A 9,669-nucleotide genomic window follows, 5' to 3' on the forward strand; every position below is an offset into this window, starting at 1 on the left:
AGCGCGCTCTTGACGTTTTTTTAAGATTTTGCCCTGTATGTCAGTGCGCTGAACGTCTACTATTACCGCATCTGAATTTACCCCCTCGTTTATGGACAACCGATGCGTCTCAAGTTAGCCCTCCTTGCGTTCATTCCGCTTCTTGCCTCCTGTAGCAGCAAACCTGAAGTGCCTTCACAGCAAAGAATGCTGGCTGCGCCCCAGGGCGGGTTTTTACTGCAACCGTCGCATAACGCACAGGGGATGTCTGGTGACTTTGCCGGCAACCCGGCGGCGGAGCAGTTCATCGATAAAATGGTGGAGAAGCATGACTTTGATCGTCAGCAGCTGCACAACATCCTCGGTCAGGCAAAACGACTGGATTACGTGCTGCGGCTGATGGATCGTCAGGCGCCGAGCTATACCCCCGCGCCGGGCCCGAACGGTGCCTGGATCCGTTATCGCAACAAGTTTATTACCCCGGATAACGTCCAGAATGGCGTAGCGTTCTGGAATCAATACCAGGATGCGTTGCAACGCGCGCAGCAGGTCTATGGCGTACCGCCGGAGATTATTGTCGGCATCATCGGGGTGGAAACCCGCTGGGGCCGGGTGATGGGGAAAACGCGCATTCTCGATGCGCTTGCGACCCTATCGTTTAACTATCCGAGACGCGCAGAGTACTTCAGCAGCGAGCTGGAAACCTTTCTGCTGATGGCGCGGAACGAGCAGGACGATCCGCTGGCGCTGAAAGGCTCCTTTGCCGGGGCGATGGGCTATGGCCAGTTTATGCCCTCATCCTATAAAGATTACGCGGTTGACTTCAACGGCGACGGCCACGCCAACCTGTGGGACCCGGTTGATGCGATCGGTAGCGTGGCGCACTACTTCCAGCAGCATGGCTGGCGCAGCGGTGAAAATATTGCCGTACCGGCCAGCGGCCAGGCACCGATGCTGGACGATGGCTTTAAAACCCGTTACAGCGTGAGCATGCTGGCGGCTTCCGGGCTGTCACCTCAGGGTTCGCTGAACGGTCACGATCAGGTCAGTTTGCTGCGCCTCGATCTCGGCACCAGCTATCAGTACTGGTATGGCTTACCCAATTTCTATGTGATAACCCGCTATAACCACAGCACCCATTATGCGATGGCGGTGTGGCAGCTTGGCGAGGCGGTGAGCAAGGCGCGGCAGGGCGGCCTGTTATAAAGGCTATCCTTGTTAACTGTAAGGTTATATGATGACGCCCTTTTTCAGGCCACACAGCCACTGTTATCTCTGGAGTCGTTATGTCTTTACCTGCCTGCCCAGCCTGTCACGCCGATTACACCTGGCAAGATGGCGATAACCTCAACTGCCCCTCCTGCGGTCATATCTGGACCGAAGGTGAAGGCGACAGCAGCAACGCAACACTGGAAGTGCGTGATGCCAACGGCAACCTGCTGGCGGATGGCGACAGCGTCACGGTGATCAAAGATCTTAAAGTAAAGGGCAGCTCTACCCCGCTGAAGATCGGCACCAAAGTGAAAAGCATTCGTCTGGTTGAAGGGGACCACAATATCGATTGTAAAATCGACGGTTTTGGCCCGATGAAATTAAAATCTGAGTTCGTGAAAAAGAACTGAGGTCAGGGGCGCAGGGATGCGCCCGCTATCCCGCTAGCTGAACAGCCGATCGATTGCGGCACACTGTTCCGCATCCAGGTCGCCCCCATAGTTACGTGAGCGGCTGCTCATCGAATCGTAACGACGCGCCACCGCCGTTTTAATGGTGGTGACAAAGTCGTCACCGATGCTGTAGATCGCCATCATCCGGCCAATCTGTTGCTGAAGTCGCGCCAGCTCCGGCAGATTTTGATTGCGCCACGCCTGCATCAGCTGAGCAAAGTACTCTGGCACGATATTATTCAGTCCCGAGATCACGCCCGCACCGCCCGCCAGCAGGTTGGGGAGCAGGTACTCGTCATAGCCCGACAGCACGGCGAAATCGCTGCGCACCTTTTTCGTCTCTTCAATCATCGCCCGGTTATGCGACAGGCAATCCACCGTATCCTTGATACCAGCAAAATTTGGCAGTTTTGCGGCCAGGGCCGCAATCAGCGCGGGCGTCAGGTCACAGCCGGTGCGGGCCGGAAAATTATAAGCGAACCATTTCCCACCCAGCTGCGCGTCCAGCGCTTCGAAATAGTGCATCAGCTGATGTTGTGTCTGGCCGTAATAGTAGGGCGGCAGCACCATCACCGCGTCAAAGTCATTTTTCCAAGCGGCCTCAGCCAGCGCCAGCATGTCCGGGATGCAGGTCGCCGAAACGTTCGCCACCATCGTCAGCGGGGAGAGCGGCCTGGCTTCTTTAATCAACAGTAAACGTTCCTGCTGCGTCAGTGAGGCGAACTCGCCAATGCTGCCCATCACCAGTAACGTATCGATACCCGAATCGTTGAGGCGGGAAAAGTGGTGTCCGAGCGCGTCAATATCGACCGCGCCCCGGGCATTAAACGGAGTGACAGAAGGGCACCAGACACCGGCAAAGGCAGATTCTTCACGCATAGGGGACTCCTGAAGAGGGAATGGAAAAATGAAACAATGTTTTAACTTAATTATTCCGTCCCTTCTCTGCCAGCGCATCAGGCAAAAATGAGCAACCGGTCGCACTTTCCTGCCTTTAATCCGTCTCAGTAACATAGTGAACAGCGTGCGAGGTGAAGATGAAAGAGTGGAACCCTGAGCTGTATCTTAAGTTTGAAGCGGAGAGAACCCGTCCAGCCGATGAGCTGCTGGCGCGCATCAGCGTGGAATCGGTTGAGCAGGTGACTGACCTCGGATGCGGGCCGGGTAACAGCACCCAACTGCTGGCTGCGGCCTGGCCGCAGGCGCAGATCACCGGACTCGACAGTTCCGCCGCGATGTTAAGGCAGGCCCGCGAGCGTTTGCCGCACTGTCGTTTTGTCCAGGCTGACATCCGTGAGTGGCGGGCGGAAACACCACAGCAGCTGGTGTATGCCAATGCCTCCCTGCAATGGCTGGATAACCATGCCGCGCTGTTTCCTCAGCTGGTGGAACAGCTGGCACCCGGCGGCGTGCTGGCGGTGCAGATGCCCGATAACCTCCATGAGCCTTCCCACCAGCTGATGCGCGAGGTGGCGGCAATGCCGCGCTGGCGCTCATCCATCGCGGCGGAAGCCGCAGAGCGAAAGTCGCTGCTTTCAGCAACGGACTATTACGATCTGCTTACCCGCGCTGGCTGTGACGCAGACATCTGGCGCACCACCTATTATCACGTGCTGGCCGATGCCCAGGCGATTATCAGCTGGCTGCGGTCAACCGGTCTGCGACCCTTTCTGGCGACGCTGGATGAGACCCGGCAGGCGGCGTTTCTGGCGGAGTATCATCAGCGTTTACTCAGCGCCTATCCGGCACGGGCCGATGGTCAGGTATTACTCGCTTTCCCGCGCCTTTTTATGGTTGCGGTGAAAAAAAGGTAACCGGGATGGAAAGCAACTCGCAAAAAGAGAGCAATACTGGAGAGAGGCCTTGAAAAAGCATTCTGTCTGCACCACTTTCAACCCACGGCCAAAGGGAGAGTCGCGATGGATGATCAACAGTTGCAGGCGCTTAGCGCGCAAATCGGTGAAAAGTTAAAGCAGCGCAAGGCTACCGTGACCTGTGCGGAATCCTGCACCGGCGGATGGATTGCTAAAGTCTTTACCGATATTAGCGGCAGTTCCGCCTGGTTTGAGCGCGGTTTTGTGACCTACAGTAATGAGGCTAAACAGCAGCTGGTGAATGTGCGGGCAGATTCGCTGGCGCAGTATGGTGCGGTAAGTGACGCGGTGGTGCGTGAAATGGCGCAGGGTGCCCGCGAGGCGGCCCATGCGGACTATGCGATCTCCGTCAGCGGCATTGCCGGGCCGGATGGCGGCAGTGAAGAAAAACCGGTGGGGACGGTCTGGTTCGGTTTCGCCGGCCCGCAGGACAAGGTATTGACTTTTCAGCAGCATTTTAGCGGTGACCGCGACGCAGTACGTCGTCAGTCGGTCGCCTGGGCGTTGCAGAAACTGTATGGCGAATTTCTGACAAATTAAACTTGATACTGTATGACTATACAGTATAATTGTCGGCAACAGAAAGAGTGCAGGCACCCTGAGTGCGTGTTTACCCGGCTTGATTAGGAGTTGAAATGGCGATTGATGAAAACAAACAGAAGGCTTTAGCTGCCGCGCTGGGCCAGATTGAGAAACAATTTGGTAAAGGCTCCATCATGCGCTTGGGTGAAGACCGCTCAATGGATGTGGAAACCATCTCTACCGGTTCGCTCTCGCTGGATATTGCATTAGGCGCTGGCGGTCTGCCAATGGGCCGTATCGTTGAGATCTACGGACCTGAGTCTTCTGGTAAAACCACGCTGACTCTCCAGGTGATCGCGGCGGCGCAGCGTAAAGGCAAAACCTGTGCCTTTATCGATGCTGAACATGCGCTTGACCCGGTCTATGCCAAGAAGCTGGGCGTAGATATTGATAACCTGCTCTGTTCTCAGCCCGATACCGGTGAGCAGGCGCTGGAGATCTGTGATGCACTGGCGCGCTCTGGTGCCGTTGACGTCATCATTGTCGACTCCGTGGCTGCGCTGACGCCTAAAGCGGAAATCGAAGGTGAGATCGGTGACTCGCACATGGGCCTCGCGGCACGTATGATGAGCCAGGCGATGCGTAAGCTGGCGGGTAACCTGAAGCAGTCAAATACCCTGCTGATTTTCATCAACCAGATTCGTATGAAGATTGGTGTGATGTTTGGTAACCCGGAAACCACCACCGGTGGTAACGCGCTGAAGTTCTACGCTTCTGTCCGTCTGGATATCCGCCGTATCGGTGCGATTAAAGAGGGCGATAACGTGGTGGGCAGCGAAACACGCGTTAAAGTGGTGAAAAACAAAATTGCAGCGCCGTTTAAACAGGCTGAGTTCCAGATCATGTACGGCGAAGGGATCAATACCTTTGGTGAGCTGGTAGACCTGGGCGTGAAGCACAAGCTGATTGAAAAAGCGGGTGCGTGGTACAGCTACAATGGCGACAAGATTGGCCAGGGTAAATCGAATGCCGGCAACTTCCTGAAAGAGAACGCTGCGGTGGCAAACGAAATCGACCAGAAGTTACGTGAAATGTTACTGAACGGCGCGGATGACAAGCTCGCAGCCGAGCAGTCTGCTGAGAACGCTGAAAATGCAGCGAGCGAAGCGAACGAAGACTTCTGATTTGTAACGGGGGAGTGGTGAAAGCCACTCCCCCTGTTTTACCCCCCGTCCTGCCTTTCCTGCCTTCCCTCTGTCCTGTTCTGTCGCCATAATCTCCTCCCTGTTTATACAAGGTGCGTCGTATGACTGAACCCTCTCAGCCCCAACCCAATGTTATCTCCTGGTCCCGCTTGCTTGACCGTGCGATGCGGATTCTGGGGCAACGCGATCATAGCCGCGCAGAGTTAGCGCGGAAATTACAGCAGTCGGCGCAGCGTGCCGCGTGGGCGCAGCAGAAAGAGCCGGAAATCATCACCGAAGAGCTGCTGGAAAAGGTGCTGAACTGGTGTCAGGAGAATGGCTGGTTAAACGATGAACGTTTCACCGAGCGATTTATCCAGAGCCGCAGCCGCAAGGGATTTGGATCTCAGCGGGTGCGCCTTGAACTGGCCCAGAAAGGCATCGATCGGGAAGCCATCGATCTTGCCATGGAGGAGACGGAGGTGGACTGGTCTGCCTGCGCGGCTCAGCTGGCTGAACGCAAATTCGGGCACCCGCTACCAAAGGAATGGAAAGAGAAAGCCAAAGTCCTGCGCTATCTGCAATCGAAGGGGTTTATGAGCGAAGATATTCAGTCTATTTTCAGAAATTTTGACGACTAAAAGCCGATGTAATTTTACTTCCCACTGAAGAAAATTTATCTTATTCCCACTTTTTGTTCCGCTAATCAGGCACCACGAGGATGTGGTCGCGCCGATTCAGATGGGACGTTCGTCTGCGTGATTCCAGGATATATATGAGCAAGAGCACTGCTGAGATCCGTCAAGCGTTTCTCGACTTTTTTCATAGCAAGGGACATCAGGTTGTAGCCAGCAGCTCCCTCGTACCGAATAACGATCCAACGTTGTTGTTTACCAACGCCGGCATGAACCAGTTCAAAGATGTGTTTCTGGGTCAGGACAAGCGCGATTACTCGCGTGCGACCACTTCCCAGCGCTGCGTGCGCGCCGGAGGCAAACACAACGATCTTGAAAATGTCGGTTATACCGCACGTCATCACACCTTCTTTGAAATGCTGGGTAACTTCAGCTTTGGTGACTACTTCAAGAAAGAGGCGATTGGTTTTGCCTGGGAACTGTTGACGAGCGAGCAGTGGTTCAGCCTGCCAAAAGAGCGTCTGTGGGTCACGGTTTATGAAACCGATGATGAAGCCTATGATATCTGGGCTAACGAAATTGGCGTGCCACGCGAACGCATTATTCGCATCGGCGATAACAAAGGCAGCGCCTACGCCTCGGACAACTTCTGGCAGATGGGCGACACCGGCCCCTGCGGTCCGTGCAGCGAGATTTTCTACGATCATGGCGATCACATCTGGGGTGGCCCGCCGGGTAGCCCGGAAGAGGATGGCGACCGCTACATCGAGATCTGGAACATCGTCTTTATGCAGTTCAACCGTCAGGCCGATGGCACCATGCTGCCGTTGCCAAAACCGTCGGTGGATACCGGCATGGGCCTTGAACGCATTTCAGCGGTTCTGCAACACGTCAACTCCAACTATGAAATCGACCTGTTCCAGAAACTGATTCAGGCCGTCGCGCAGGTGACCGGCGCGACTGACCTCACTAATAAATCGCTGCGCGTTATTGCTGACCATATCCGCTCCTGTGCGTTTCTGATTGCCGATGGCGTGATTCCTTCCAATGAGAACCGCGGCTACGTTCTGCGTCGTATCATTCGTCGCGCGGTACGCCACGGCAACATGCTGGGCGCCAAAGAGGCCTTCTTCTATAAGCTGGTTGCGCCACTGATTGAGGTGATGGGTGCGGCGGGTGAAGAGTTACAGCGTCAGCAGGCTCAGGTTGAGCAGGTACTGAAAAGCGAAGAAGATCAGTTCGCCAGAACGCTTGAGCGTGGACTGGCGCTGCTCGATGAAGAGCTGGCGAAATTGCAGGGTGACACGCTGGATGGGGAAATTGTCTTCCGTCTCTATGACACCTTTGGTTTCCCGGCCGATCTGACGGCTGATGTCTGCCGCGAACGCAATCTGAAAATCGATGAAGCGGGCTTTGAGCAGGCGATGGAACAACAGCGTCAGCGCGCCCGTGAAGCCAGTGGCTTTGGCGCTGACTACAGCAACGTTATCCGCATCGACGCCGCCTCTTCGTTCAAAGGTTACGATCAGCTGGATCTCGCCGCGACGGTCAAAGCGCTCTATGTGGCGGGCGAGGCGGTTGAGGAAGTGACGGCGGGGCAGGATGCGGTCGTGGTGCTGGACGAAACGCCATTTTATGGCGAATCGGGTGGCCAGGTGGGCGATACGGGTCTGCTGAAAGGGAAGAATGCTGAATTTAGCGTCCAGGATACACAAAAATATGGTCAGGCAATCGGTCATGTCGGTAAGCTGACCGCCGGGCAGTTGCGTGTTGGCGATCGTCTGGAGGCGGAAGTTGATGCGGCGCGTCGTGCGCGTATTCGTCTTAACCACTCTGCGACCCACTTATTGCATGCCGCGCTGCGTCAGGTGTTAGGTGAGCATGTCGCGCAGAAAGGCTCGCTGGTTAATGATAAGTATCTGCGTTTTGACTTCTCGCATTTCGAAGCGATGAAACCTCAGGAGATTCGTCAGGTCGAAGATATCGTCAATGCGCAGATTCGTCGCAACCTGCCGGTAGAAACCGAAGTGATGGATCTTGAAGCGGCGAAGTCTAAAGGTGCAATGGCGCTGTTTGGCGAGAAATATGATCAGCGCGTGCGCGTGCTGACCATGGGTGATTTCTCCGTCGAGCTGTGCGGTGGCACGCATGCAGCACGCACCGGTGATATTGGTCTGTTCCGTATTCAGGCTGAATCGGGCACCGCGGCCGGCGTTCGTCGTATCGAGGCGATTACCGGAGAGGGTGCGCTGGCGCAGGTCAACGCGCAGAGCAGCCAGTTGCAGGATCTGGCGCAGCTGGTGAAAGCGAACAGCAGTAACCTGAATGAGAAAGTGCGCGGTCTGGTTGATCACGTCCGCGCGCTGGAAAAAGAGTTGCAGCAACTGCGCGATCAGCAGGCTGCGCAGGAAAGTGCTTCGCTGAGCAGCAAGGCTATCGACGTCAAAGGCGCAAAACTGCTGGTCAGTGAGCTGAGTAATGTCGAGCCCAAAATGTTGCGTACTATGGTCGACGATCTTAAGAACCAACTGGGGTCGGCGATTATTGTGCTGGCGACGGTTGCCGAAGGTAAGGTGTCGCTGATTGCTGGTGTGACCAAAGATCTGACTGACCGGGTTAAAGCGGGTGAGCTGATTGCGGGTCTGGCGCAGCAGGTAGGTGGCAAGGGGGGCGGTCGTCCTGATATGGCACAAGCTGGCGGCAACGATGCTGAGGCACTGACAGGTGCTCTGGCTGGGGTCGAGAGCTGGGTCAGCAGTCGCCTGTGATGAAATTAAAATAAAGCATTGTAAAAAGCGTCAGAACCCCGGTTCCGGCGCTTTTTAATACGATGTTAAAGCAGCAAATGACAAAGTCAGGTTGATGTAGTGTATTTCGGCTAAACTAACTATCAGCAGAATGTATTGGCGCATCGATGCGCATTGATGTATCTGTCATACTCAATGTGCAGCGTTAAATGATGGATAATGCCGGGAGCCTGTACAAGCCCGACTCTTTTAATCTTTCAAGGAGCAAAGAATGCTTATTCTAACTCGTCGAGTTGGTGAAACCCTCATGATCGGTGATGAGGTAACTGTAACGGTGCTGGGTGTTAAAGGTAACCAGGTTCGCATTGGGGTTAACGCACCGAAAGAAGTGTCTGTGCATCGCGAAGAGATCTATCAACGCATCCAGGCTGAAAAAACGCAACAAACCAGCGTTTAACGGATTCAGCGCCTCGCACCTGTGCGAGGCGCTACCGCTTTTTGCAAAAATCCTGCCTTTTCTTTTCTCCTTTCGCTTCCCGGTTTTGTTAACCTCATCATCATTCATTGTTGATAATTCACTCTTTTTGTCGCCATTTTGTCCCAATTGTGTGTGATTTGCTCAATCAAACAAAGTTTCGGAAAAATTGTTTGACTTAAAAGTCCGGGAAAGTAATATGTGCGCCACGCAGTGCCGATGAGCAGAAACAACGTTCAGACGCACGGTTCGAAAGAAAGCGTAAGGTGAGGTGGCCGAGAGGCTGAAGGCGCTCCCCTGCTAAGGGAGTATACGGTCAAAAGCTGTATCGAGGGTTCGAATCCCTCCCTCACCGCCATTTTCGATGCATCCATAGCTCAGCTGGATAGAGTACTCGGCTACGAACCGAGCGGTCGGAGGTTCGAATCCTCCTGGATGCACCATTCTTCGTAACATCCTCAGGTTGGTTTCTGAAAGTCCATAAAAAGCTGTACTTCAAAAGATAGTTTCCAATGCATCCATAGCTCAGCTGGATAGAGTACTCGGCTACGAACCGAGCGGTCGGAGGTTCGAATCCTCCTGGATGCAC

Annotated in this window: 9 protein-coding genes and 3 tRNA genes; 11 read left to right on the forward strand and 1 reads right to left on the reverse strand. The window is 54.7% G+C overall.

What is annotated here, in order from left to right; translation table 11 throughout:
* Positions 1-102: 102 nt before the first annotated feature.
* Both mltB and ACCW71_RS18365 read left to right on the forward strand, forming a co-directional pair.
* The gene (mltB, locus tag ACCW71_RS18360; protein WP_436373869.1) at positions 103-1,185 is read left to right on the forward strand and encodes a lytic murein transglycosylase B; all 1,083 of its coding nucleotides are present in this window, start codon (positions 103-105) and stop codon (positions 1,183-1,185) included.
* A gap of 80 nt (positions 1,186-1,265) precedes the next feature.
* Entirely contained in the window at positions 1,266-1,601 is a 336-nt protein-coding gene (locus ACCW71_RS18365) for a zinc ribbon domain-containing protein YjdM (RefSeq protein ID WP_436373871.1), read from the forward strand.
* A 33-nt stretch (positions 1,602-1,634) separates the two neighbouring features.
* Here ACCW71_RS18365 and ACCW71_RS18370 read toward each other — a convergent pair whose 3' ends face one another.
* Complete coding sequence (locus tag ACCW71_RS18370) at positions 1,635-2,522, reverse strand: dihydrodipicolinate synthase family protein (RefSeq protein ID WP_436373873.1); 888 nt, start codon at positions 2,520-2,522, stop codon at positions 1,635-1,637.
* Positions 2,523-2,680: 158 nt separating this feature from the next.
* Here ACCW71_RS18370 and tam point away from each other — a divergent pair, with 158 nt between their 5' ends.
* The 9 genes from tam (at position 2,681) to ACCW71_RS18415 (ending at position 9,668) form a co-directional block, all read left to right on the forward strand.
* Positions 2,681-3,457 (forward strand): trans-aconitate 2-methyltransferase, encoded by a 777-nt coding sequence (gene tam / locus ACCW71_RS18375; RefSeq protein ID WP_436373875.1) that lies wholly within the window; start codon positions 2,681-2,683, stop codon positions 3,455-3,457.
* Between the two features lie 105 nt (positions 3,458-3,562).
* Positions 3,563-4,057, forward strand: coding sequence for a nicotinamide-nucleotide amidase (gene pncC / locus ACCW71_RS18380; protein ID WP_436373877.1), 495 nt, complete (start codon positions 3,563-3,565; stop codon positions 4,055-4,057).
* Between the two features lie 95 nt (positions 4,058-4,152).
* Positions 4,153-5,223 (forward strand): recombinase RecA, encoded by a 1,071-nt coding sequence (gene recA, locus ACCW71_RS18385; protein ID WP_436373879.1) that lies wholly within the window; start codon positions 4,153-4,155, stop codon positions 5,221-5,223.
* A 122-nt stretch (positions 5,224-5,345) separates the two neighbouring features.
* Positions 5,346-5,864, forward strand: coding sequence for a regulatory protein RecX (locus ACCW71_RS18390; RefSeq protein WP_436373881.1), 519 nt, complete (start codon positions 5,346-5,348; stop codon positions 5,862-5,864).
* A gap of 134 nt (positions 5,865-5,998) precedes the next feature.
* On the forward strand, positions 5,999-8,626 hold the full coding sequence (alaS, locus tag ACCW71_RS18395) for an alanine--tRNA ligase (RefSeq protein WP_436373883.1): 2,628 nt from the start codon (positions 5,999-6,001) through the stop codon (positions 8,624-8,626).
* 250 nt (positions 8,627-8,876) lie between these two features.
* A complete protein-coding gene (csrA, locus tag ACCW71_RS18400; protein WP_008927091.1) occupies positions 8,877-9,062 on the forward strand; it encodes a carbon storage regulator CsrA in 186 nt (61 codons plus the stop codon).
* 283 nt (positions 9,063-9,345) lie between these two features.
* Positions 9,346-9,438, forward strand: a tRNA-Ser gene (locus ACCW71_RS18405).
* Positions 9,439-9,446: 8 nt separating this feature from the next.
* A tRNA-Arg gene (locus ACCW71_RS18410) sits at positions 9,447-9,523 on the forward strand.
* A 71-nt stretch (positions 9,524-9,594) separates the two neighbouring features.
* Positions 9,595-9,668 (forward strand) — tRNA-Arg (locus tag ACCW71_RS18415).
* Position 9,669: the final 1 nt, after the last annotated feature.

It is taken from the genome of Pantoea sp. C2G6 (assembly GCF_051336815.1).
Lineage (GTDB): Bacteria > Pseudomonadota > Gammaproteobacteria > Enterobacterales > Enterobacteriaceae > Pantoea.

Bases quoted from the DNA above. Each gene is read 5' to 3' on its own strand.
- recA (WP_436373879.1), top strand. From the start codon at position 4,153: ATGGCGATTGATGAAAACAAACAGAAGGCTTTAGCTGCCGCGCTGGGC.
- mltB (WP_436373869.1), top strand. From the start codon at position 103: ATGCGTCTCAAGTTAGCCCTCCTTGCGTTCATTCCGCTTCTTGCCTCC.
- ACCW71_RS18390 (WP_436373881.1), top strand. From the start codon at position 5,346: ATGACTGAACCCTCTCAGCCCCAACCCAATGTTATCTCCTGGTCCCGC.
- csrA (WP_008927091.1), top strand. From the start codon at position 8,877: ATGCTTATTCTAACTCGTCGAGTTGGTGAAACCCTCATGATCGGTGAT.
- tam (WP_436373875.1), top strand. From the start codon at position 2,681: ATGAAAGAGTGGAACCCTGAGCTGTATCTTAAGTTTGAAGCGGAGAGA.
- ACCW71_RS18365 (WP_436373871.1), top strand. From the start codon at position 1,266: ATGTCTTTACCTGCCTGCCCAGCCTGTCACGCCGATTACACCTGGCAA.
- ACCW71_RS18370 (WP_436373873.1), bottom strand. From the start codon at position 2,522: ATGCGTGAAGAATCTGCCTTTGCCGGTGTCTGGTGCCCTTCTGTCACT.
- pncC (WP_436373877.1), top strand. From the start codon at position 3,563: ATGGATGATCAACAGTTGCAGGCGCTTAGCGCGCAAATCGGTGAAAAG.
- alaS (WP_436373883.1), top strand. From the start codon at position 5,999: ATGAGCAAGAGCACTGCTGAGATCCGTCAAGCGTTTCTCGACTTTTTT.